The following is a 22,228-nucleotide window of genomic DNA, read 5'->3' as shown; positions in this document are numbered from 1 at the left end:
CAAAAACGCCCGAATCCGCGTGATGGAGCCCGGAACTCACGTGACTGGGCCCGGAACTCGCGTGACTGAAGCCGGAACTCGCGAGTTACGGCTCTGATCACGCGAGTTACGGGTCTGATCACGTGAGTTCCGGCCCGGATCACGGGCCTGAGTGGACGGCTCGGGTCAGGAGAGTTCGCGCAGGGCCATGGCCAGGCCGGCCAGGTGGTCCGTCGCGTCGGTGAGGGCCTGTTTGGACGTGACCAGGCCGTCGCTGGAGGCGGCGACCGTGTGGCCGGCCGCGGCGACCAGGCCGCGGTAGCCCTCGAGGCCGTCGTCGAGCTGTTCGCGGAGCTTGCCGACCGCCGCGTCCAGGGCCGCCTGTTCGCGGGCGGGCGCGGAGTTGCGGCCGCGTTCGATCGCCTGGATGCGGGCCGCCAGGCCGCGCAGGGCCGCGGCGGCTTCGACGGCGGTCTGCCGGGCGTCCGCGACGGACACTTCGGACACCGGCACCGTGCCGACCGAAGACGGCACCGAGAGCTGACGCAGCAGCTCCGTCAGCGAGGCCTCGCACTCGGCGAGCCGTTCCATCGGCTCGCGCGCGGCGGATCCGGCCGCGGGCAACGGCGGTGGCCCGGCCGGCGCGGCCGGGATCGGGGTGCGCTTCAGTTCACGCAGCTTGAAACCGGACCGGACGCCGAACGTGCCGAACACGACGGCCCCGGCGAACGCCATGATCGCCTGCGGCATCATCGGGGCGCCGGTGGCACTCATCCAGCCCAGCCCGGCGGCCACGGTGAGCACGCCGCACAGGATCGTCAGCAGGATCCACAGCGTCATCGCGCGCGATGTCCGGCGCTTGCGGCGCTCGAGCTTCGCGGCGGGGTGGTTCCAGCGATCCCACTTGGCCCGTGCCTCGGCGAACGCCGGCACCTGGCTCGCCATCGACGTCAGCGAGGTCGCCACGTCGGGCCGCCGCACCGGCGGCCGTCGCAGGGGGTTCGGGGGCGGGGCGGCGGGCTTCCCGCCGGCCTGGTCGGCCGGCGGGAAGTACCGCTGCACCTTCTGGAGCTTCTCCTGGGCGCGCACGGCGTAGTCGGGCAGCTTCTCGATGTGCTTCTCCAGCTTCGCACTGAACTCGCTGAAGTCGCGTCGCCTGCCCTGCTGCCCCATGCTCGCCCCCTTCGAACTCCGTGGCCCGCGGTCAGGCCGGGTTCTTGCCCTGCTCCGCCTGCACGCGCGCCTGGATCTCACGCTGGATGTCGGCCGAGCTGCTCGCCGGCTTCGCGGCCGCCGCCGCACCGCCGTCGGTCACCTGGGCGACCGAGTCACCGCGCATGGACGCGCGGATCTGCTCCAGCCGCGACTGCCCGGCGAACTGCGTGGTGGAGGCCTGGACCTCCATCATGCGCCCCTGGACCGAGTTCTGGGCGAGCTCCGCCTGCCCCAGCGCCGTGGTGTAGCGCTTCTCGATCTTGTCGCGGACCTCTTCCAGCGACGGCGTGTTGCCCGGCGCGGCCAGCTGGCTCATCTGGTTCAGCGAAGCGGAGACCTGCTCCTGCATCTTCGCCTGCTCCAGCTGCGAGAGCAGCTTCGTGCGCTCGGCCAGCTTCTGCTGCAGCATCTGCGAGTTGCGCTCCACGGCCTTCTTGGCCTGGGCCGCCGCCTGCAGCGACTGGTCGTGCAGCGTCTTGAGGTCCTCGATGTTCTGCTCGGCCGTGACGAGCTGCGTCGCGAAGCTCTCCGCGGCGGTCTCGAACTCGGTCGCCTTCTGCTCGTCACCCTTCGCGCGCGCCTCGTCCGCGAGGACGAGCGCCTGCCGGGTGGACGCCTGCAGCTTTTCGACGTCGCCGAGCTGCCGGTTGAGCTTCATCTCCAGCTGGCGCTGGTTGCCGATCACGGAGGCGGCCTGCTGCGTCAGCGCCTGGTGGTTGCGCTGTGCCTCCTCGATGGCCTGCTGGATCTGCACCTTGGGGTCGGCGTGCTCGTCGATCTTCGACGAGAACGACGCCATCAGGTACTTCCAGAACTTCACGAACGGGTTGGCCATCTCCTCCGCCTGCCTTCTTGCGTCCCACGGGCCTTGAGTAGTCCTCGGGGTGGGGCGTCACTCCCCTGCACTAGCAACGCACCGACCCCGGCGTCGGGTTCCATCGTGTCAGGTCGGCCACGTCCATTCCAGGCGACCCCGGGGGATTTCAGGGTTCGCCCCTGATCACCCCGGTAGGTAACGCGCCCGGCCCCGGACGGGTTGCCCGGGATGGGGCGCGGAAATCCTGCGGAAAAGGGGCCGTGGTCTGCCGAGGCGATGCCCCGGACCAGGCCGGGCGGCCGAATCAGGCTCTCCGGGAGGCCCGACCAGCACCCGCGCGGCCTCCCAAAAGCCACCACGGCGACTTGGCGAGCACCCGCCCGGCCCTCGACCTCCCGAAAGCCGCCAGAGCGGCCCCCGGATCAGCCGAACCCACGCGAAACGGCCCCGGGCACACTGCCCGAGGCCGTCCGTCGTGTCCGATTCGTGACTTACGCGGCGATCGTCGAGGCCAGCTTCGGCTGGCCGATCGTCGTGCGCAGGGTGGTGTTCATCCGCGGCGGCGGGGACACCCGCAGGTCGGCGAGGTCGTTGCCGATCAGCTCCGACATCAGGCGGCCGCCTTCGATGCCCGCCGCGGAGGCCTTGGCGCCGCGCTCGGGCACCTTCTCCCGGGGCGCGCCCTCCACGATCCGCTCGTCGACCGGTGCGACCTCGACGTTGTCGAGGGCCGAAACGTCCGCCGCCACCTTGTGCAGCAGTTCGCCGAGCGGAAGGTCCAGAGCCTGGCAGATGGACGCGAGCAGCTCGCTCGACGCCTCCTTCTGGCCCCGTTCCACCTCCGAGAGGTAGCCGAGGCTGACCCTGGCGGCGCGGGAGATGTCGCGCAGCGTACGACGCTGGTTGGTGCGGGCATGACGGAGCCGATCACCGATCGCCTCACGCAACAGCACGGTCATCACGCGCCTCCCTTCCGTACAAGTACCCCCTACGTTACCCAGAGCGGCCCCCCGAGCGCAGGAGTTGGTGTCCCCGTACGCCAAGGGCGAACGCCCGGTTCACGCCAGATGTTCCCCGAGCAGGGCAAACGCCGCCTGGACCGATCGGGTCCTGATCAAGTCGCGATCACCGCTCAAGGCCAGCGTACGGACTGTGACAAACAAGGCTTCGCCTTGAGCCGGGGGCTCCGCCACCCGAACCCCCGAAAGACGGGGTGTGCGTGTTCCCGGCCCCGAGAGACCGACGTGCACGGTCCCCGGCCCGACGCCGTCCTGGGGCGACGGCCCGGCCACGCCGGTGAGCCCGAGGCCCCACGTCGCGCCGCAGCGGTCGCGGGCGCCCTCGGCGAGCTGGGCCGCCACTTCGGGGTGCACGGCGCCGTGTTCGGCGAGCAGCTCGGGGTCCACCCCGGCCAGTCGCGTCTTCAGCTCGGTGGCGTAGACCACCAGGCCGCCGCGCAGCGCCGCGCTCGCCCCGGGCACCTGGGCCAGGGTGGCGCAGACCAGCCCCGCGGTCAGTGACTCGGCGGCGGCGACCGTCTCCCCGCGCGCGACCAAGGCCTTGACCAGCGCCGCGGCCTGCTCGTCGGCCACCGCTCAGCTCCCGGTGACCCGGCGGCCGGCCGCCCGCAGCCGCAGCGCCCGGACGAGGTAGTCGACGCCGGTGACGACGGTCAGCACCAGCGCGAGTCCCATCAGCGCCCAGCGGACCGGGTCGGCCCCGGCGGGCAGCGGCAGCAGGTAGGCGGTGATCGCGGCGATCTGGGCCATCGTCTTGGCCTTGCCGCCGCGGCTGGCCGGGATCACGCCGTGGCGGATCACCCAGAACCGCAGCAGCGTCACGCCGATCTCGCGGACGGCGATGACGATCGTGACCCACCAGCCGAGCATGCCGAGGATGCTCAGACCGACCAGCGCGGCGCCGGTGAGCGCCTTGTCCGCGATCGGGTCGGCGATCTTGCCGAAGTCGGTGATCAGGCCGTACTTGCGGGCCACCCAGCCGTCGAGCTGGTCGGTGGCGGAGGCGACGGCGAACAGCCCGGTGGCGATCGCGCGCCAGGTCGTGTCGACGCCGTCGCCGGTGAACAGCGCGACGACGAACAGCGGCACCAGCACCAGGCGCGAGAGCGTCAGGAGGTTCGCGATGTTCAGGGTCGGGACCGGGGTCGGCTCGGGGACCTGGGCGGGCGCCGGGGCGTCCGGGCTCAGGCCCTCGTCGGCGGCGTCGCTGGGGAGCGCACTCACCGGTCGGCGTCCGGCACCGCGCGGACGACCAGGTCGACACCCGCCGAGTCGACGACTTCGCACCGCAGGAAGTCGCCCACCTCGGTCTTCTCCGGCGCGTCGAGGATGACGCACTCGCCGTCGACCTCGGGGGCCTGGTGCGCGGCGCGGCCGGTGAGCTCGCCGTCGTCGTCCAGCTCGACGAGCACGTCGACGAAGGTGCCGACGCGGTCCTCGGCGCGTTGCGCGGTCAGCTCCTCGACCAGCGCGGAGATCCGCGTGACGCGCCGGGCGACCTCTTCGGGGTCGAGCTTGCCGTCGAAGGTCTCGGCCTCGGTGCCGTCCTCGTCGGAGTAGCCGAAGACGCCGACCGCGTCGAGGCGCGCGCCGGTCAGGAAGCGTTCCAGCTCGCTCAGGTCGTGCTCGGTCTCGCCGGGGAACCCGACGATCACGTTGGTGCGGATGCCGGCCTCGGGCGCGTACTCGCGGATCTGCTCGGTCAGCGCGAGGAAGGAGTCGGTCGAGCCGAACCGGCGCATCCGGCGCAGCACCTGCTCGCTCGAGTGCTGGAACGACAGGTCGAAGTACTCGGCGACGCCCGGCGTGGTCGCGATGGCCTTGACCAGCTGCGGGCGCGTCTCGGCCGGCTGCAGGTAGGAGACGCGGACGCGCTCGATGCCGTCGATCTCCGCCAGCCGCGGCAGCAGCCGCTCGAGCGCGGTGGCGCCGTCGCGGCCGAAGTCCTTGCCGTAGGACGTCGAGTTCTCGCTGACCAGGAACAGCTCCTTGACGCCGTGCTCGGCCAGCCACATCGCTTCGGCGACGATCTCGTCCGGCTGCCGGGACACGAACGAGCCGCGGAACGACGGGATGGCGCAGAACGAGCAGCGCCGGTCGCAGCCGGAGGCGATCTTCAGCGCGGCCACCGGCGAGTCGTCCAGGCGCGTGCGCAGCACCCGCGGGCCCCAGCCGTGCTGGGCGTGGCCGGGGACCTCGACGGTCTCGGCCGCGGCGGGCCGCTGCACCGGGCTGATCGGCAGCAGCTTGCGGCGGTCGCCCGGCGTGTGCGACTCGACCTTGCGCCCGGCGACGACGTCGTCGAGGCGGTCGGAGAGGGCGGCGTAGTGGTCGAAACCGAGGACGGCGTCCGCCTCGGGCAGGCTGTCGGCCAGCTCGTGGCCGTACCGCTCGGCCATGCAGCCGACGGCGACGACCTTCTTGCCGGTGTCGGAGGCCGCCAGCAGCGTGTCGACCGAGTCCTTCTTGGCCGACTCGACGAAGCCGCAGGTGTTGACCACCACGACGTCGGAGTCCTCGGGATCGGCCGCCAGCTCCCAGCCGCCGGCCGCCAGCCGGCCCGCCAGCTCCTCCGAGTCGACCTCGTTGCGGGCGCAGCCCAGGGTCAGCAGGGAGACGCGTCGGGTGGCACTGGGATCCGTGGTGGGAGAAGGCACGACGTTCAGGGTAGCCGCCGGGTCCCGGCGCGCCGACGACGGCGTAGCCCGGTCGTGTCGGCGCGGCCGCCGGGCGATGTGGCAGTGTTGACGATCGTGCCGTCCGACTCGCCCCGCCCGACCGTCCGCCGCGCGCGGATCGCCGACGTCCGCAAGATCAAGGACCTCGTCGACTCGGACGCGGGCCGCGTCCTGCTGGAGAAGGACCTGGTCACGCTGTACGAGGCGGTCCAGGAGTTCTGGGTGGCCGAGACCGCGGGCGAGGTCGTCGGCGCGGCCGCGCTGCACGTGCTCTGGGAAGACATCGCCGAGCTGCGCACGGTCGTGGTCGACAAGGCCGCCCGCGGCCAGGGGATCGGCCGGGTGCTGGTGGGCCGGCTGGTCGACGAGGCGCGTGAGCTCGGTCTCCGGCGGCTGTTCGTGCTGACCTTCGAGACCAGCTTCTTCGCCGGGCACGGCTTCGTGGAGATCGACGGCGCCCCGGTGTCGCACGAGGTCTTCGAGGAGATGCGGCGCTCGCACGACACCGGCGTCGCGGAGTTCCTCGACCTGCCCTACGTCAAGCCCAACACCCTGGGCAATTCACGCATGCTGCTCGAACTCTGAGGGAAATTTTCCGAACAACCTTCTTTCGGGCGGTGACGAGCGCCACCCGAGGCCCGAAGCTGATCAGGCAATCGTCCACCTGATCGGCGAGGGAACACACGATGCGCACGACACTGCGGAACCTGGGGGCCACCTTGACGGTGGCCGTTTCTGTCGGCGCGGGCGCCCTGCTGGGCACCGGCACCGCCGCGGCCGTCGACATTCCGACGGTCACCGACCAGTACCTCTTCTCCACCTCCCTGTCCGGCTTCGAGTCGATCCGGAACCAGGCGCCCTACAACGGCCAGCTCGACTGGTCGTCGGACGGCTGCTCCTGGTCGCCGGACACGCCGTTCGGCTGGCAGTTCCTGCCCGGCTGCCACCGGCACGACTTCGGCTACCGCAACTACAAGAAGCAGGGCCGGTTCAGCGAGGCGAACCGGCTGAAGATCGACGACAACCTGTACTCCGACCTGAAGAGCGTCTGCGGGTCCAACGTGGCGTGCAAGGGCGCGGCCTGGACGTACTACCAGGCGGTCCGCAAGTTCGGCGGCTGAGTCCTCCCCTGGCCCGGGCCGGCGCGGTCCGGGCCAGGATGGGGGCATGGAGATCGATCACCTGCTCAGCACGACCCGCGCGGTGCGCCGCAAGCTCGACCTCGACCGGCCCGTCGAGCCCGAGGTCCTCGAAGCGTGCCTCGACCTGGCCCTGCAGGCCCCGACCCCGGGCAACGTCCAGGCGTGGCGCTGGCTGGTGGTGCGCGACCAGGGTGTCAAGAACCGGCTGGGCGTGCTCTTCCGTGAAGTCGGCGAGGCGTACCTGGCCGAGCGGGCGGGCGAGGGCGAGTCCCGGGCGCTGACGTCCGGACGGCACCTGGTCGACGTGATCGAGCGGGTGCCGGTGTTCGTGATCCCGTGCCTGAAGGGGCGACCGGCCGGGGAGAACGCGGTGGACGCGGCCTTCTACGGCGGCATCTTCCCGGCGGTGTGGAACTTCCAGCTGGCGCTGCGCTCACGCGGCCTGGGCTCGACGCTCACGACATATCACCTCTCCCGCGAGGCGGAGGCGGCCGAGATCCTCGGGGTGCCCGAGGGGTACACGCAGGCCGGGCTGCTGCCGGTGGCGTACACGACGGTGCCCGACTTCAAGCCGGCCCCGCGGGTCCCGCTGGCGGAGGTGGCCTACCTCGACCACTGGGGCACGCCGCTCAGCTGATCCGGACGGTCGCCTCTCCGCCGTCTTCGCTGACCGAGACCAGCTCGACGTGGCTGGCGGCGAAGGTGGTGGCCTGGGGGCCGGTGCGCGGCCCGCTGTGCAGCTCGGCCGTGGTGCTCTCGCCGCGGCCGGGCTCGCTGAGCAGGAAGGCCAGGGTGGCCTCGCCCTGCCAGACGCAGGTCATGTTCGGCCGGCACCGCGAGTCGCTGACGACGCGCGTGTACCGGATGCTCAGGTCCTTCCCCTGCACGGCGGCCTCCTGGCCGAGGCGCAGGGTGACATCCCCGGCGGGAGCGGTGCTCACGGTCGACGACGCCGGCGGCCGGCCGGGCAGGGCCGGAGCCTGCCCCGAGGCGACGGCGCTCCCGGCGCCGGCCGCCACGACGGCGAAGGCGAACAGTCCGGCTGCGATGCGCTGCAGGTCCATGTGCTCAGGACGGAACGGGTCCGGGGGCGGGTTGCACTACTCGTCGTCCGGATCCGAGGGCACGGGGTCGCCGCCGCGGATCATGAACAGGACCGACTCCAGCTCCTCCGGCTTGATCAGCACGTCGCGGGCCTTCGAGCCCTCCGACGGGCCCACGATCCCGCGGCTTTCCAGCAGGTCCATCAGCCGCCCGGCCTTGGCGAAGCCGACCCGGAGCTTGCGCTGCAGCATCGACGTCGAGCCGAACTGGGACGTCACGATCAGCTCCGCCGCCTGGAGCAGTACGTCCAGGTCGTCCCCGATGTCCGGGTCGATCTCCTTCTTCTCGCCGGCCTTCTGCGCCGTGACGCCGTCCTGGTAGTCCGGCTGCGCCTGCTCCTTGGCGTAGTTGACGACCGAGGAGATCTCCTCGTCGCCGACGAACGCGCCCTGGATGCGGACCGGTTTGCCGGCGCCCATCGGCAGGTAGAGCGCGTCGCCCATGCCGATCAGCTTCTCGGCGCCGGGCTGGTCGAGGATGACCCGCGAGTCGGTCAGCGACGACGTCGCGAAGGCCAGCCGCGAGGGCACGTTGGTCTTGATCAGGCCGGTGACGACGTCGACCGACGGCCGCTGCGTCGCCAGGACCAGGTGGATGCCGGCCGCGCGGGCCTTCTGGGTGATGCGGACGATCGCGTCTTCGACGTCGCGCGGGGCGGTCATCATCAGGTCGGCGAGCTCGTCGACGATCGCCATGATGTACGGGTAGGGCCGGTACTCGCGCTCGGACCCCGGCGGCGCGGTGATCTCGCCGGACTTGACCTTCTTGTTGTAGTCGTCGATGTGCCGGACCTTGTTGACCTGCATGTCCTGGTAGCGCTGCTCCATCTCCTCCACCAGCCAGGCCAGCGCGGCGGCGGCCTTCTTCGGCTGGGTGATGATGGGCGTGATCAGGTGCGGGATGCCCTCGTACGGCGTCAGCTCGACCATCTTCGGGTCGATCAGGATCATCCGGCACTCGTCCGGCGTCGCCCGCGCCAGCAGCGACACCAGCATCGAGTTGACGAAGCTCGACTTACCGGAACCGGTCGAACCGGCGACCAGGAGGTGGGGCATCTTCGTCAGGTTCGCGGTGACGAAGTGGCCCTCGATGTCCTTGCCGAGGCCGATCACCATCGGGTGGTTGTCCTTGACCGTGGACGGCGCGCGCAGGACGTCACCCAGGCGGACCATCTCGCGGTCGGAGTTCGGCACCTCGATGCCGACCGCGGACTTCCCGGGGATCGGCGCCAGCAGCCGGACGTTGTCGGTCGCGACGGCGTAGGCGATGTTCTTGGTCAGCGCGGTGATCTTCTCGACCTTCACGCCCGGGCCGAGCTCGACCTCGTAGCGGGTGACCGTCGGGCCGCGGGTGAAGCCGGTGACCTGCGCGTCGATGCTGAACTGCTCCAGCACGCCGGTGATCGCCTCGATCATGGCGTCGTTGGCCTTGCTGCGGGACTTCGGCGCGTCGCCGAGCTTCAGCAGGTCAGGCGGCGGGAGCTGGTAGTCGCCCTCGACGGTCCGCGTGACGGCCAGCGGCGGTTCCGGAGCCTTCTTCGGCTTCTTCTCGGGCACCTCGACCGGCTTGGGCGCGGCCTTCGGCGGCTTGATCGGCGTCGGCGCCTCGGCCAGCATCGCGTCGATGTCCAGCTGCTCGGGGTTGGCGTCGGCGGCCTGCCGGCGGCGCGACGGCTTGCGCAGCCGCGCGGACTTCGGGTCGGCCTCGGTGACGGCGTCCTCGTCGGTGGCGAAGCCGGACTTCGGGTCCGCCTCGGCGATCTCGTCCTCGTCGAGGCCCCAGTTGCGCAGGCGGTGCGGGATCTCGCGCACCGGCGTCCCGGTGAAGACGAGCACACCGAAGGCCAGCGCGAGGATCAGGATCGGCACCGCGACCCAGGTGGTGACGCCCATGGTCAGCAGCCCACCGGAGAAGGCGCCGATGACACCACCGGCGTACATCCGGCCGTCGTTGGTGGCCGGGAGCGCGGTGAAGATGTGCAGCATCCCGAGCACGGACAGCACGACCATGATCGTGCCGATCACCATCCGCGGCCGCGTTTCGGGATGCGGTTCGGACCGCATGAGCGCAACGGCGACGACGACCAGCACCAGCGGGAGAGTCACGGCTCCGGCGCCGAGCACGGTCCGGGTCGCGATCTCGACCCCGGCGCCGATCGGGCCGGCCGCCCGCCACCAGACCCCGACGGCCGCGACGATGGCCAGCGCCATCAGCCCGAGTGCGAGACCGTCCCGGCGGTGTTCGGGTTCGAGCTCCCGGGTGCGGCCGACCGTCCTGGCCAGCGTGCCGATGCCTTTGGCCAGCAAGTTCCAGGTCCCGCGGACCCCTTTGCCGAAGATCCCGGGCGTTTTGCGGCGCGCTCGGGGGGCCGGCTTGCGGGTTGCGGAGGTACGTGGCTTCGCAGGTGTACGCGGCTTACGCGCCGCTGCCCCCTTCGCGCCGCTTCCCGTGCTTCGCTTCCTCGTCGCCGACCCAGCCATGCCTTCAACGGTAACCGGCCGTTGCCTTTCGTCCCATGCGCCACTCTCAGCGCAGGGTGAACTTCTGCCTCACGGCGGGGGTGAGGGGGCCATCCGGGTGAAGGGGTGGGCTGCGCGAAAGGGCCGTTCGCGCCGGTGGGGAGTGTGAACGGGCCGGTCGCGCCGCAGCCGGAGCACGAACGGGCCGCTCGCGCCCGCTTGAGCCGCACGAACGGGCCGCTCGCACCGGCCGGACCGCGCGAAAGGGCCAGTCGCGCCGCACCAGAGCACGAACGGGCCAGTCGTACCGGCCAGGGCCGCACGAAAGGGCCGCTCGCGCCTGCTGGGTTGCGCGAAGGGGCCGCTCGCGCCCCGCCGACCGCGCGAAAGGGCCACTCGCGCCCGCCGAACCGCACGAAAGGGCCACTCGCGCTCTGCCCCGCCTGCGCGAACCGACCACCCACACCCACCAGCCAGTGCGCATCCGGGTGAAATCGGCGTCTGCCAAACTCTGCGCATGTTCGCGCTGCGCACCGACGACTCGTCCCGCCGTGCCCCGGCCATCTGGCGGACCATGCTGAACATCGACCGGGGGCTGGTGAACCTCGTCGGGCGGCTCACCGTCAGCGGGCAGATCCCCGCCCAGCTGCGGGGCAAGCCGCTGCTGATGGCCGCGAACCACATCGGCGTTTTTGACGCCTTCGTGCTGATGGCCGCCTGCAAGCGGATCGGGATCAACCCGCGGTTCATGCTGGCCGGCGGCATCCTGGACGCCCCCGTCATCGGTCCGGCGCTGCGGGTCAGCGGCCACCTGCGGGTCGACCGCAAGCAGGCGAGCACCGCCATCGGGCAGTTCGCCGAGGCCGTCGACGCGCTCAAGACCACCCGTGAGCCGCTCATTGTCTACCCCGAGGGCCGGATCAGCCACGACCCGGGTCTGTGGCCGGAGCGCGGCAAGACCGGCGCCGCGCGGCTCGCGCTGGCCGCGGATGTGCCGGTGATCCCGATCAGCCAGTGGGGCGCGCACGAGGCCGTCTACTGGGGCACCGAGACCGTCAACGGCCCGGCCGACCTGGTGCCGCTCGCCCGCTCCGGGCTTAGCGCTCCCCTGCGCCGGCCGAAGTTCCGCGTCCACTTCGGCGACCCCGTCGACCTCTCGGACGTCGAGCCGGCGCGGCCCGGCGCCGGGGTGCGCGCGCACGCGAAGATCATGCAGGCGATCGCCGACGGCCTCGTCCCGCTGCGCGCCGGCGAGTTCGACCGGCCGCGCTTCCACGACCCCACGCGGCCGACCGACACCGTCAGCCCGTGGAAGCCGCAGCGGCCGCCGTCCGGATCCTGAGACACCCTCTTCGAACACCTAGAGTCGGCGGACGTGAGCACACGGATACTCGTCGTCTACTACAGCTCGACCGGGAACACCGCCGCCCTCGCCGAGGCGCTCGCCGCCGGTGCGCGGGAGGCCGGGGCCGACGTGCGGGTGCGGACCGTGCCGGAGACCGTGCCCGCCGAGGCGATCGCGCAGAACCCGCGGTGGCAGGCCTGGATCGACTCGGGCCCGCACCACGCCCTGGCCACGTTCGACGACCTCGTCTGGGCCGACGGGCTCGCCGTCGGCAGCCCGACCCGGTTCGGTGGCGCGGCCGCCCAGCTGAAGTCCTTTTTGGACAGTACGGGTGGTCTGTGGGCGAAGGGAAAGCTGGCCGACAAGGTCGCGACGTCGTTCACGACGGCGTCCACCCGCCACGGCGGCCTGGAGTCGACGCTGCTGGCGATCAACAACGTCTTCTACCACTGGGGCGCGATCGTCGTCCCGCTCGGCTACACCGACCCGCACCTGATGGAGTCCGGCAACCCGTACGGCGGCTCGTTCGTCTCCCGCAAGTCCGCCGCGCCGGACGAGCTCGCCCTCGGCGCGCTGCGGGTCCAGGGGCGCCGGCTCGCGACGATCACCACGCACGTCGCGACCGGGCTGAAGCAGGCGGAATAACCGGAAAAAGCGTTTCGGCAGTGACGTCGCGGGCCCTAGAGTCGCGACGGTGACCACCGAGCTCCCCGTCCTCGCGCCACCCCGGGTCGCCCACCGCGGCCGCGGGACCACGCTCGTCCTGCTCGCGGCGCTGTTCTTCAGCACGTCGGGCACGCTGGGCAAGTCCGCGATGTCCGCCGGGTTCACCCCGGAGCAGGTGGCCGCGATGCGGATCGGCCTGGCCGGCGTCGTCCTGCTCGCCGGCGTGGCGCTGGTCGCGCCGCGGAAGCTGCGGGTGCGCCGGGCGGAGCTCCCGGTCCTGGCCGGCTACGGCCTGCTCGGCGTCGCCGGGGTGCAGCTGCTCTACTTCGTCGCCGCGGGCCGGATCCCGGTCGGCATCGCGATCCTGCTTGAGTTCATCTCGCCGGTGCTCATCGCGCTGTGGGTGCGGTTCGTGCGGCGGCACCGGCTGCCCCGCTCGGTCTGGGGCGGCATCGCGCTGGCCATGGTGGGCCTGTCGCTGGTCGCGCAGGTCTGGCAGGGCGTGACGCTGAACGGCGTCGGGCTGCTCGCCGGCCTCGGCGCGGCGGTGTGCTCGGCCGGGTACTTCCTGCTGGGCGAACGCGCGGTCGCCGACATCGACCCGCTGGGCCTGGTCACCTGGGGAATGGTGATCGGCGCGGTGCTGATCAGCCTCGTCGCGCCGCCGTGGACGTGGCCGGTCGAGCTGCTCGCCGTCGATGTCGAGTTCGGCTCCTGGCGCCCGCCCGTGTGGCTGCTGATGGTCCTGCTGATCCTGGTCGCGACCGTGCTCGCCTACGTCTTCGGGATCTCGTCGCTGCGGCACCTGCCCGCATCCGTGGCCAGTGTGCTCGGCCTGGTCGAGCCGGTGATCACCACCGTCGCGGCCTGGGCGCTGATCGGCGAGGAGCTGACCTGGGTCCAGCTGCTCGGCTCGGCGATCCTGCTCGGCGGCGCGTACCTGGTGCAGCGGAAGTCGGAGATCCTGACGAGCTGATCTCTTCACGGGGTTGCGCGTAGGTGCGAGAATTCCCGACCGTGACGGCGAAGACCCAGGGCCTGAAGCCCGAGCTCCGGCAGCGGCACGTCCGGATGATCGCCCTCGGCGGCATCATCGGCGCGAGCCTGTTCATCGGCAGCGGCGCGGTGGTCCACACCGTCGGCCCGGCCGCCGTGCTCTCCTACGCGCTCGGCGGGCTGCTCGTGGTGCTCGTCATGCGGATGCTCGGCGAGATGGCGACCGCGGCGCCGTCCTTGGGCTCGTTCATGGAGTACGCGCGCGACGCGCTCGGCGGCTGGGCGGGTTTCACGATCGGCTGGCTGTACTGGTACTTCTGGGTCGGCGTGGTCGCGTTCGAAGCGGTCGCCGGCGCGAAGATCCTGCAGGGCTGGGTTCCCGGTGTGCCGCAATGGGTGTTCTCGCTGGGGCTGATGCTGCTGCTGACGGCGACGAACCTGGCGTCGGCGCGCTCGTTCGGCGAGACGGAGTTCTGGCTGGCCTCGATCAAGGTCGCCACCATCGTCGTGTTTCTGGTGCTGGGCCTGCTGTTCGTGCTCGGGCTCTGGCCGGGCGCGCACTTCTCGGTGGGCAACATCGGGCTCGACGGCTTCGTACCGAACGGCGGGTTTTCCGTCGTCCACGGCGTGGTGATCGTGATCTTCTCCTACTTCGGCGCGGAGATCGTGACGATCGCCGCGGCCGAGTCGGACCAGCCGGAGACGGCCGTGCGCAAGGCGACGTCGACGATCGTCTGGCGCGTGATCGTGTTCTACGTCGGCTCGGTGGCGCTGCTGGTGATGATCACGCCGTGGCGCGAGGTGCCGAGCGAGACGAGCCCGTTCGCGGCCGCGTTCGGCCGCTTCGGCGTCCCGGCGGCGGCGACGATCGTGTCGGCGGTCGTCCTGACGGCCGCGCTGTCGGTGCTGAACTCGGGGCTGTACACGGCATCCCGGATGCTGTTCGCATTGCACCGCCACGGCTGGGCGCCGTCCTGGATCGCGGACACGAACCGCCGCGGTGTGCCGTGGAAGGCGATCCTGGTGTCCACCTCGGTCGGTTACGTCGCCGTGGTGATGAGCTACGTCTCCCCCGACAAGATCTTCTCCTTCATCATCAACTCGGCGGGCGCGGTGGCGCTGTTCGTGTACGCGATCATCTGCGGCTCGCAGCTGCGGATGCGGCGCAGCCTGGAGGAAACGGCGCCGGAGAAGCTGAAGCTCCGGATGTGGGGCTACCCATGGCTCAGCCGGCTGACGTTGGCGCTGACGCTCGTCGTGGTCGCTTCGATGCTGTTCGTCGACGCGGACACCCGCGCCCAGCTGTACCTGAGCCTGGTCAGCCTGGCGGTGATCCTGGCCGTGTACGCCGTGCTCCGGCGGCGGTCCCCGCGTGATGCCCGCGGTCCGGCGGGCATCACGCGGGAATGAGCGCTCAGGCGGCCCCGCTGTCGGGCTGCTGCAGCCACCAGTCGTTCTCCCGGGCCCACGCGATCGTGGCGGCCAGGCCGTCCCGCAGCGACGTGCGGCACTCCCAGCCCAGGATCTCGCGGGCCTTGGTGGTGTCCGGAATCCGGCGCGGCAGGTCCTCGTAGGAGGCCAGCTTCTTCGTGGTGTCGACGTCGATGACCTCGGTCCGGGCCCCGGTCAGCTCGCCGATCAGGCCGACGACCTCCCCGACCGTGGTCTCCACCATGCTGCCGATGTTGAACGCCTCGCCCCGGGAGTCCGGGTGGGTCGCGGCGAGGATCGTGCCCTCCACGGCGTCCTCGACGAAGGTGAAGCACCGCGTCTGCGTGCCCTCGTCGTAGACCACCATCGACTCGCCGTTGAGCGCCCGGTGGACCGACCGGCTGACGATGTAGGCGGGCCGCTGGCCCGGGCCGTACGCGTTGAAGAAGCGCACGATCGTCGCGTCCAGCCCGAGCTGGCGGACGAACGCGAAGGTCAGGTGCTCGGTCACCGACTTGGTGGAGGAGTAGACCCACCGCGTCGAGGAGGTGGAGCCGAGCACCCGGTCGTCGTCCTCGCGCCACGGCACGGCCGGGTTCTTGCCGAACACCTCGCTGGTGCTGGCCAGGATCAGCTTCGCGCCGGCGCGGTGGGCCGCCTCCAGCACGTTGCGGGTGCCGATGACGTTGATGTCGATGACGTCCAGCGGGCGGGCCAGGTACTGGTCCACGCCGACCACCGCGGCCAGGTGGTAGACGACGTCGACGTCGTCGGAGATGACCGCGGAGATCGCGGCCGCGTCGCGGATGTCACCCTGGACGTACTGGACCCGGCCGCCGGCGACCGGCCGCGCGGGCGGCGCCCCGTCGAAGACGGTGACCCGGTCACCCCGTTCGACCAGCCGCTTCACCAGGTGGCCCCCGATGAACCCGTTGCCCCCGGTGACCACGGCCCGGCGGCCGGTCGAGAACTCGACGACGTTGGTCATGCCGCCAACTCCCCTTCTTCGGCCGCACCCAGGGCACTGCCGGCGACGGCCGGCGTGGTGCCCCGGCCGATCCCCCGGTAGACGTAGCCCAGGTCCTTGAGCGCGTCGATCTTGTCCTTGCCGTAGTAGGCCCGGCCGTCCAGCACCAGGCAGGACTCCGCGACCGGCAGCGCCGCGAAGTCGATGTCCTCGAAGTCCCGGTGCAGCGCCAGCACGGCGATGCAGTCGGCGTCGCGCACGGCGTCGTCGAGGTTCTCGGTGAGCGCGAAGCCGAACAGGTCCTCGGCCAGGCGGGGGTCGACCAGCGGGTCGTGGATCCGCACCGTGGCGCCGGTCTTGCGCAGCACCTCGATCATCCCCTGCGTGGGCGTGGCCCGCAGGTCGCCGGTGTTGTTCTTGAACGCGAGGCCGAGCACGGCCACCGTGGCCTGCGTCGGGTCCTTGCCGAGCTCGGCGAGCGTGTCGATGGCCAGCTGCGCGGTGTACTCGGGCATCCCGGCGTTGACGTCCCGGCCCGCGGCCGCCGTGCGGATGTCGACGCCGTGCCGGCGAGCCGACGCCCACACCATCCACGGGTCCTTGGTCAGGCAGGAGCCGCCCACGCCGACGCTGGGCAGCAGGATGTTGACGCGCCCGTTGCCCTTCGTGATCGTGTTGGCCCCCCGGACCACGTCGAGCACGTCCACGCCGTAGAGCGCGCAGAACTTGGCCAGCTCGTTGGCCAGGGCGATGTTCAGGTCGATCCACCAGTTGTTGGCCAGCTTGACGACCTCGGCCGCCTCCATGCTGTCCAGCGGGATGACCTCGACCCCCAGGGTCTCGCGCCAGAACCGGGTGACCGCGAGGGTGCTGTCGGCGTCCAGGCCGCCCGCCACGATCGGGAGCGTCCGGACCTCGCGCATGGCGGTGCCCTCGGCGAGCCGCTCCGGGGTGAACGCGAGGCCGAAGTCGGCGCCCGCGGTCAACCCGCTCTGCTCCTCCAGCATCGGCCGGACCACGCCCCGGGTGGTGCCCGGCGGGACGGTGCTCTTCAGCACCACCAGCTGGCCCTCGCGCAGGTGCTTGCCGACCTCGACGCAGGCTCCGCGAAGCTGTTCGTCGGCCAGGGACCCGTCCTCGAGCACCGGGGTGCCCACCGTGATCAGCACGACGTCGGTGGTGCCGAGCGCGCTGGTGTCGGTGGTGATCCGCAGCTTGCCGGCCGCGCGGGCGCGGGAGATCGCCTCGGCCAGGCCCGCCTCCTGGAAGCGGCAGTGGCCGCGGTCGAACTCCTCGACCAGCTCCGGGTTGGCGTCCACGCCGACGACGTCGAACCCGAGGTCGGCCAGCGTGGCCGCGATGCACGACCCCACGTAGCCGAAGCCCAGGACGGCCACCGAGGGATCCTTGTAGTCGGATACAGCTCGCATCTCGTCTCCATCGAGAGAAAAAGCTCGGTCTGACAATCGTTTGGCAGCCGGTCAAGTCGTCACACCGTGGATGCCGGGCAAAACGGTCGAACAATTGTCGGCCCGAGCGTGGTGCGGTCCATCTTTCGACTTGCCGGGCACATTTTTTTCCGGTAATACGACGACCGGGCAAAGGAGGAGAAGCGACCACCAGGTCCGAGCCCCCAGGCCCTGTCCCAAAGTCGTGATTTTTTCGCCGGTGAGACGGTTGACTTTTTCCGCGTGTAGTCAGACACTAACAATCAGTGGGTGGTGATGTTGGTTTCCGACACGAGGCGGGCGATCGACCGATGGTGGAACACGCTCAACCGGCCAGGCGTCGCCGGCGGACCTCCCGGTCGAGTTTCGGCGGGGGCGCCGCCGAAGCTCGACCGGTTGCCGGTCCGGCCTGAAGCAGGCCGGACCGGCAACGGACGGCACAGTGCCTGAACCGTCCGGAGGACCGGGGTCGATGCCGCCGCCGGGACGCGGCCGGGCGGCAACCGCGGGACTCAGCCGTCGATGATCTTCAGTTCGGGGAACGGCTGGATCAGCGCGCCGCGGAAGCCGGACTTCCGCAGGTTGGCGATGACCTCGTCCGCGATGTGCCAGGACATCAGCAGCGCGTACTCCGGCTGCCCGTCCCCGCACAGCTCCTCTTGGCTGATGATCGGGGTGTGGGTGCCGGGGAACAGCTTGCCGACCTTGCGCGGGCTGATTTCGGAGACCACGTCGATCTTGTCGGGCCCCAGCTCGCAGTAGTTGAACATCGTGATCGCCCGCGCCGGCGCGGACACCGCGGCCACCCGGGCGCCGGTGCTCTTCAGCTCCTGGATCAGCCCGACCAGGCGGTCGCGGTGGTCCTTCACCCGGTCGGCGAACCGGGTGTAGATCATCGAGTCCGCGAGCTTCAGGCCGTTCTCGAACTCACGCAGCTGCGTGACCGACTCGTGGATCTCGTGGGCGCCCTCGAACCCGGCGTAGACCCGGATCGACCCGCCGTGGGTCGGGATGCGCTCGACCCGGACGACCTCGAGACCGTGGAGCTTGAACACCGCGTCCAGTGCCGTGAGCGAGTAGTACCGCGAGTGCTCGTGGTAGGCGAAGTCGTACTGCAGGTCCTCGAGCAGGTCCGGCAGGTAGTGCGACTCGGTGACGAACAGGCCGTCGCCGGCGAGCAGCGCGGTGACCCCGTCGAGGACGTCACGCAGGTCGGTGACGTGCGCGAACGTGTTCAGCGCCAGCACCAGGTTCGCCGGTCCGCGGCTCGAGCGCAGGTCCGCCGCGAGCGCCGAGCCGAAGTAGTCCCGGACCACGGGCGAGCCGGCGGCCGTCGGAGTGCCGACCGGGTCGACCCCGAGGACGTCGAACGAGCGCTCGGCCAGCGCGTCCAGCAGGCTGCCGTCGTTGCTCCCGATCTCGACGACGGTCCGGCCGGTGGCCCCCGTGTACAGCTCCGCGAGCTTGTCGGCGAGCCCCTGCAGGTGCTTGCGGTAGCCGGCGGTCAGCCCGGCCATGTGGTGGTAGTCGTCGCCGGCGAACAGGATGCGCTCGCTGACCGACTCCATGACCTGCACCAGGCTGCACTGCTCGCAGAAACCGAGCGCGAGCGGCCAGGCCTGCTCGTTCTCCGCTTCCTCCTGGTTCGCCAGGAAGTGGACCGCGGGCTGCAGGCCGAGCGACAGGAACTCGCGGACCTCGACGTCCCCGCACGTCTGGCAGAATGTTCTTCCGTCACTCACGACGTAACTCCTTTGGACAATGGGAAACTCGGTGGACGACAGCGCGAAGCGACTCGGGCCGTACGGTTCTGCGGTAGAGCCACCGTACGGCGACCGAATTCCGCCGTCGTCTCGCTTATTGCTTCGCCGTTGCAATTATCGGCAGGCCGTCGTCACCGGGTCCGGTGTTCGGCGGTGAGGCGCTCGAGAACGGGAACGAACTCACTCGGGCTGGGCGTGGAGAGCCAGTTCCGGTAAATCTTCTTCGCGCCTTCCTTGAACGACTCGCCGTCGAGGACCTCGAGGATCTGCCGGCGCATTTCGAGGGGGTCGGGCTCGGTGATGTTCATGACGAGACCGGCGCCGGAGTCGGTGGCGTAGCGGGCCAGCGCGGGGCCGAGGCTGTACCGCGACCGGCCCATCTTCCCCTCGCCGGAGTCCGGCGTCGCGAAGATCGCGTTGCCGACGAAGTCGACGACGATCTGCGGGATGCCGTTGGCGATGGCGGGCAGCACGGTGCCCATGCCGCCGTGGTGGATCAGCAGGTCGCAGGTCGAGATCAGCTGGTTGAGCGGGACGTACTCGACCACGCGCACGTTGTCGGGGATCTTGGTGACCTCGGACAGCTGCTTGTCGTTGAGGGTCGCGACGACCTCGATGTCCAAGGTGGACACGGCTTCGAGCAGCGCGGGGATGTGCGACCAGCCGCCCGCCATGAACGACCGCTCGGACAGGCCGAGCGAGATGGCGACGCGCGGGCGCTCCGGCTTCGGGTAGATCCAGTCGGGGAGGACCTGCTGCTTGACGTGCGGGATCCAGCGCATCGGCAGCACGTGGGCGGAGATCTCGGGACCGATGGCCGGCGGCTGCGGGTTCACCGTCCACTGCCCGACCAGCAGCTCCTGGTTGACCTCGACGCCGTAGCGCTCGGCCATCCCCCGGATGGTCTCGGCGATCGGGTTGTCCACGTGCTCACCGCCGGGGCGGGCGTTGACCTTGGCGATCGTGTCCATGCTGCGGCAGAAGACGTCGGGCGCGGTCCACCACCGGGCGTGCGCGGCGCCGACCGCGACCGCGGCGACGGCGGTGCCGGGCATGCAGGGGTCCCAGAGCACGAGGTCGGGCTGCCAGGTGCGGAAGAAGCTCACCAGGCCGTCCATGGCGGGCATCTCCGTGGCCGGGTCGGCCCGGTACGGCAGGAAGTCCCACATCGACGGCACGTAGTACTGGGTCAGCACGTCCCAGTGCTCGCGGTCGGGGTCGTCCGGGCCGAAGTCCAGCCCCGCGGTGATCTTCGCGAGGTCCTCCCGCTCGGTCACGTACGGCGAAGCGGGCCCGAGGAGCGGGGTGCTGTCGGCTTCGCAGACCGAAACAGGCGTCAGGCCCATCGACGCCGTCTCCGCGGCGATCGCCGGGTGGGTGGCCACGACCACTTCGTGGCCGGCCGCCTTGAGCGCCCACGCGAGCGGGACGATGGGGTACAGGTGTGCCGGTGCCGGCCAGATGGTGAAAGCCACGCGCATGGTGGAACTCCTTGGACGTCTTTCGGGCGCTGGGGAATCCAGGTGCCGGGGAGTGCTGTTGTGGTGGTGGGAGATCGGATCGTGGTGGCGACGTTCTGGTTGGCGGGGTGGCGATGTGCATCGAAGCCCGGACCCCGGATCAGGAGTGTCGACGCGTGTCAGATCCAGGCCAGTCTCCGGCGCGCCCGGCCCCCCGGGCATCTCCTGGACTGCGGCCCCCCGCCGGGACGCGGGGTCCGCGCGCGTGCCCTACGCTCTCTGTGACCGGCGACCGCCGGCAGCGTGACCGGAGGAGTCGAGGCTCGGATGACGGCAGGGCGGCTGATGCCGACTCAGGACGACGTGCTCGGCTACTTCGAGACGCTGTCGAACTGGGGACGGTGGGGCGACGAAGACGAAATCGGCACCCTGAACCACATCACCGACGACGTCCGGCTGGCGGCCGCGCGGGCCGTGCGCCACGGCAGGAGCGTGTCGTGCGCGTGGGAGGTCGCCGTCCCGGACGACATGGCGCGGTCGACGACGTCGTGCCCGTGCTCGGCCGAGATGCCGGGCGCCGAGCACATGCCGGCGCTGTTCCGCAACGACCGGCGCTGGGGCTACTCGAACGAGCACCTCGGCATCCTGTTCCACGGCAACACGATCACCCACGTCGATTCGCCGTGCCACATCTTCTGGGACGGGAAGATGTACAACGGGCGGCCGCACTCGCTGGTCGACGAAGAGTCGGGCTCGGAGTGGGGCGCCGTCACGGCGGCGGCGGACGGGATCGTCACGCGGGGTGTCCTGCTGGACGTCGCGAAGGTCCGTGACGTGCCGTGGCTGGAACCGGGCGAAGGGGTGTTCCCCGAAGACCTCGAGGAAGCCGAGCGCCGCCAGGGCGTGCGTGTGCAGCCCGGCGACGCGGTGCTCCTGCGGACCGGCTACGGCCGCTCCCGGCACGAGTCCGGCCCGGACGGCGGGTTCACCCAGGCGGGCTGGCACGCCTCCTGCCTGCCGTGGCTGCACGAACGCGGGGTCGCGCTGATCGGCGCGGACACCCCGCAGGACGTCCAGCCGTCGGGCTACCGCGACGTGCTGATGCCGGTGCACGCCGTGGGCCTGGTCGCGATGGGCCTGTGGCTGCTGGACAACTGCGACCTCGAGGCGTGCGCGACGACGGCGGAAGAGCTGGGTCAGTGGGACTTCCAGCTCGCGCTCGCGCCGATCCGGTTCGCCGGCACGTCCGGCAGCCCGGTCAACCCGATCGCCACCTTCTGAGCGTGGCTCAGAGCTCCTGGACCAGCCCGACGATGATGCCCTCGGGACCGCGGACGTAGCAGTAGCGGCAGAAGTCCTCCACCTGCGCCACTTCGCGGACGAGCCGGGCGCCGTGGGTGGCCAGGCGGGCGAGGACGTCGTCGAGGTCTTCGACGGCGAACGTCAGGCGGTGGCCGCCCAGGGTGTTCACGGGCGCGTCCGGGTTGCCGTCGTGGGCGGGCGGAGTCAGGAACTTCGTCAGCTCGATCCGGCCGTGGCCGTCCGGTGTCCGCACGGCGGCGATCTCGGCCCGGACGTCGTCGAGCCCGACGACCCGGTCGACCCAGTCGCCGCGCAGGGCCGCCTCGCCCTCCTTTTCCATGCCGAGTTCGAGGAAGAAGGCGATCGCTGCCGGAAGGTCATCGACAACAACGCCGACGTGGTCGAGTCGCTGAATTGTCATTTTGTGAGCATAATTT

Annotated in this window: 21 protein-coding genes; 8 read left to right on the top strand and 13 right to left on the bottom strand. The window is 70.9% G+C overall.

Annotated elements, in window-relative coordinates; genetic code table 11:
- Positions 1-165: 165 nt before the first annotated feature.
- The 6 genes from pspM to rimO all read right to left on the bottom strand — a co-directional run bounded on the left by pspM (position 166) and on the right by rimO (position 5,687).
- The gene (pspM, locus tag ACZ61C_RS23025; protein ID WP_465309851.1) at positions 166-1,152 is read right to left on the bottom strand and encodes a phage shock envelope stress response protein PspM; all 987 of its coding nucleotides are present in this window, start codon (positions 1,150-1,152) and stop codon (positions 166-168) included.
- Between the two features lie 31 nt (positions 1,153-1,183).
- Positions 1,184-2,029, bottom strand: coding sequence for a PspA/IM30 family protein (locus tag ACZ61C_RS23020; RefSeq protein ID WP_465309850.1), 846 nt, complete (start codon positions 2,027-2,029; stop codon positions 1,184-1,186).
- A gap of 473 nt (positions 2,030-2,502) precedes the next feature.
- Positions 2,503-2,970 carry a helix-turn-helix domain-containing protein gene (locus ACZ61C_RS23015; protein ID WP_465309849.1) on the bottom strand — a complete coding sequence of 156 codons (468 nt, stop codon included), beginning with the start codon at positions 2,968-2,970 and terminating at the stop codon, positions 2,503-2,505.
- Positions 2,971-3,069: 99 nt separating this feature from the next.
- Positions 3,070-3,603, bottom strand: coding sequence for a CinA family protein (locus tag ACZ61C_RS23010; RefSeq protein ID WP_465309848.1), 534 nt, complete (start codon positions 3,601-3,603; stop codon positions 3,070-3,072).
- Positions 3,604-3,606: 3 nt separating this feature from the next.
- A complete protein-coding gene (gene pgsA, locus ACZ61C_RS23005; protein ID WP_465309847.1) occupies positions 3,607-4,254 on the bottom strand; it encodes a CDP-diacylglycerol--glycerol-3-phosphate 3-phosphatidyltransferase in 648 nt (215 codons plus the stop codon).
- Positions 4,251-5,687 (bottom strand): 30S ribosomal protein S12 methylthiotransferase RimO, encoded by a 1,437-nt coding sequence (gene rimO / locus ACZ61C_RS23000; RefSeq protein WP_465309846.1) that lies wholly within the window; start codon positions 5,685-5,687, stop codon positions 4,251-4,253. Before rimO ends, pgsA begins: the two co-directional genes overlap by 4 nt.
- Positions 5,688-5,774: 87 nt before the next feature.
- On the opposite strand from rimO, the gene ACZ61C_RS22995 reads away from it, so the two are divergent.
- The 3 genes from ACZ61C_RS22995 to ACZ61C_RS22985 all read left to right on the top strand — a co-directional run bounded on the left by ACZ61C_RS22995 (position 5,775) and on the right by ACZ61C_RS22985 (position 7,487).
- Entirely contained in the window at positions 5,775-6,293 is a 519-nt protein-coding gene (locus ACZ61C_RS22995) for an amino-acid N-acetyltransferase (protein WP_465309845.1), read from the top strand.
- Between the two features lie 101 nt (positions 6,294-6,394).
- A complete protein-coding gene (locus tag ACZ61C_RS22990) occupies positions 6,395-6,829 on the top strand; it encodes a phospholipase (protein ID WP_465309844.1) in 435 nt (144 codons plus the stop codon).
- 46 nt (positions 6,830-6,875) lie between these two features.
- Positions 6,876-7,487, top strand: coding sequence for a nitroreductase family protein (locus ACZ61C_RS22985; protein WP_465309843.1), 612 nt, complete (start codon positions 6,876-6,878; stop codon positions 7,485-7,487).
- On the opposite strand, the gene ACZ61C_RS22980 is transcribed toward ACZ61C_RS22985, so the two are convergent.
- Positions 7,480-7,914 carry a hypothetical protein gene (locus ACZ61C_RS22980; protein ID WP_465309842.1) on the bottom strand — a complete coding sequence of 145 codons (435 nt, stop codon included), beginning with the start codon at positions 7,912-7,914 and terminating at the stop codon, positions 7,480-7,482. The two genes, ACZ61C_RS22985 and ACZ61C_RS22980, sit on opposite strands and share 8 nt — an antisense overlap.
- 36 nt (positions 7,915-7,950) lie before the next feature.
- Complete coding sequence (locus ACZ61C_RS22975) at positions 7,951-10,434, bottom strand: DNA translocase FtsK (protein WP_465309841.1); 2,484 nt, start codon at positions 10,432-10,434, stop codon at positions 7,951-7,953.
- 496 nt (positions 10,435-10,930) lie between these two features.
- Here ACZ61C_RS22975 and ACZ61C_RS22970 point away from each other — a divergent pair, with 496 nt between their 5' ends.
- The 4 genes from ACZ61C_RS22970 to ACZ61C_RS22955 all read left to right on the top strand — a co-directional run bounded on the left by ACZ61C_RS22970 (position 10,931) and on the right by ACZ61C_RS22955 (position 14,830).
- On the top strand, positions 10,931-11,755 hold the full coding sequence (locus ACZ61C_RS22970; protein WP_465309840.1) for a lysophospholipid acyltransferase family protein: 825 nt from the start codon (positions 10,931-10,933) through the stop codon (positions 11,753-11,755).
- Between the two features lie 33 nt (positions 11,756-11,788).
- Entirely contained in the window at positions 11,789-12,403 is a 615-nt protein-coding gene (gene wrbA, locus ACZ61C_RS22965) for an NAD(P)H:quinone oxidoreductase (RefSeq protein WP_465309839.1), read from the top strand.
- Positions 12,404-12,452: 49 nt separating this feature from the next.
- Positions 12,453-13,400 carry an EamA family transporter gene (locus tag ACZ61C_RS22960; RefSeq protein ID WP_465309838.1) on the top strand — a complete coding sequence of 316 codons (948 nt, stop codon included), beginning with the start codon at positions 12,453-12,455 and terminating at the stop codon, positions 13,398-13,400.
- Between the two features lie 95 nt (positions 13,401-13,495).
- On the top strand, positions 13,496-14,830 hold the full coding sequence (locus ACZ61C_RS22955; protein WP_465310213.1) for an amino acid permease: 1,335 nt from the start codon (positions 13,496-13,498) through the stop codon (positions 14,828-14,830).
- Positions 14,831-14,834: 4 nt separating this feature from the next.
- Here the strand turns inward: ACZ61C_RS22955 and ACZ61C_RS22950 are convergent, their stop codons facing one another.
- The 4 genes from ACZ61C_RS22950 to ACZ61C_RS22935 all read right to left on the bottom strand — a co-directional run bounded on the left by ACZ61C_RS22950 (position 14,835) and on the right by ACZ61C_RS22935 (position 20,510).
- Positions 14,835-15,839 (bottom strand): NAD-dependent epimerase/dehydratase family protein, encoded by a 1,005-nt coding sequence (locus ACZ61C_RS22950; RefSeq protein ID WP_465309837.1) that lies wholly within the window; start codon positions 15,837-15,839, stop codon positions 14,835-14,837.
- Positions 15,836-17,248, bottom strand: a complete 1,413-nt coding sequence (locus ACZ61C_RS22945; RefSeq protein WP_465309836.1) for a nucleotide sugar dehydrogenase — start codon at positions 17,246-17,248, stop codon at positions 15,836-15,838. The genes ACZ61C_RS22950 and ACZ61C_RS22945 overlap by 4 nt, the downstream gene beginning before the upstream one ends.
- A 530-nt stretch (positions 17,249-17,778) precedes the next feature.
- On the bottom strand, positions 17,779-19,008 hold the full coding sequence (locus ACZ61C_RS22940; RefSeq protein WP_465309835.1) for a class I SAM-dependent methyltransferase: 1,230 nt from the start codon (positions 19,006-19,008) through the stop codon (positions 17,779-17,781).
- A 152-nt stretch (positions 19,009-19,160) separates the two neighbouring features.
- Positions 19,161-20,510, bottom strand: coding sequence for a nucleotide disphospho-sugar-binding domain-containing protein (locus ACZ61C_RS22935; RefSeq protein WP_465309834.1), 1,350 nt, complete (start codon positions 20,508-20,510; stop codon positions 19,161-19,163).
- A 306-nt stretch (positions 20,511-20,816) separates the two neighbouring features.
- On the opposite strand from ACZ61C_RS22935, the gene ACZ61C_RS22930 reads away from it, so the two are divergent.
- Positions 20,817-21,770, top strand: a complete 954-nt coding sequence (locus tag ACZ61C_RS22930; RefSeq protein ID WP_465309833.1) for a cyclase family protein — start codon at positions 20,817-20,819, stop codon at positions 21,768-21,770.
- 7 nt (positions 21,771-21,777) lie between these two features.
- On the opposite strand, the gene ACZ61C_RS22925 is transcribed toward ACZ61C_RS22930, so the two are convergent.
- Positions 21,778-22,212, bottom strand: a complete 435-nt coding sequence (locus ACZ61C_RS22925; RefSeq protein ID WP_465309832.1) for a VOC family protein — start codon at positions 22,210-22,212, stop codon at positions 21,778-21,780.
- Positions 22,213-22,228: the final 16 nt, after the last annotated feature.

It is taken from the genome of Amycolatopsis sp. NPDC104587, assembly GCF_055583645.1.
Note: the sequence above shows the minus strand (reverse complement) of the source record. Positions and strands in the feature narration are given on the sequence as shown.

Coding starts and splice junctions, on each gene's coding strand:
- ACZ61C_RS22980 (WP_465309842.1), bottom strand. CDS start 7,914: ATGGACCTGCAGCGCATCGCAGCCGGACTGTTCGCCTTCGCCGTCGTG.
- ACZ61C_RS22975 (WP_465309841.1), bottom strand. CDS start 10,434: ATGGCTGGGTCGGCGACGAGGAAGCGAAGCACGGGAAGCGGCGCGAAG.
- ACZ61C_RS22955 (WP_465310213.1), top strand. CDS start 13,496: ATGATCGCCCTCGGCGGCATCATCGGCGCGAGCCTGTTCATCGGCAGC.
- pspM (WP_465309851.1), bottom strand. CDS start 1,152: ATGGGGCAGCAGGGCAGGCGACGCGACTTCAGCGAGTTCAGTGCGAAG.
- ACZ61C_RS22935 (WP_465309834.1), bottom strand. CDS start 20,510: ATGCGCGTGGCTTTCACCATCTGGCCGGCACCGGCACACCTGTACCCC.
- ACZ61C_RS23015 (WP_465309849.1), bottom strand. CDS start 2,970: ATGACCGTGCTGTTGCGTGAGGCGATCGGTGATCGGCTCCGTCATGCC.
- ACZ61C_RS22970 (WP_465309840.1), top strand. CDS start 10,931: ATGTTCGCGCTGCGCACCGACGACTCGTCCCGCCGTGCCCCGGCCATC.
- ACZ61C_RS22925 (WP_465309832.1), bottom strand. CDS start 22,212: ATGACAATTCAGCGACTCGACCACGTCGGCGTTGTTGTCGATGACCTT.
- ACZ61C_RS22985 (WP_465309843.1), top strand. CDS start 6,876: ATGGAGATCGATCACCTGCTCAGCACGACCCGCGCGGTGCGCCGCAAG.
- ACZ61C_RS22930 (WP_465309833.1), top strand. CDS start 20,817: ATGACGGCAGGGCGGCTGATGCCGACTCAGGACGACGTGCTCGGCTAC.
- ACZ61C_RS22945 (WP_465309836.1), bottom strand. CDS start 17,248: ATGCGAGCTGTATCCGACTACAAGGATCCCTCGGTGGCCGTCCTGGGC.
- ACZ61C_RS23020 (WP_465309850.1), bottom strand. CDS start 2,029: ATGGCCAACCCGTTCGTGAAGTTCTGGAAGTACCTGATGGCGTCGTTC.
- ACZ61C_RS22950 (WP_465309837.1), bottom strand. CDS start 15,839: ATGACCAACGTCGTCGAGTTCTCGACCGGCCGCCGGGCCGTGGTCACC.
- ACZ61C_RS22990 (WP_465309844.1), top strand. CDS start 6,395: ATGCGCACGACACTGCGGAACCTGGGGGCCACCTTGACGGTGGCCGTT.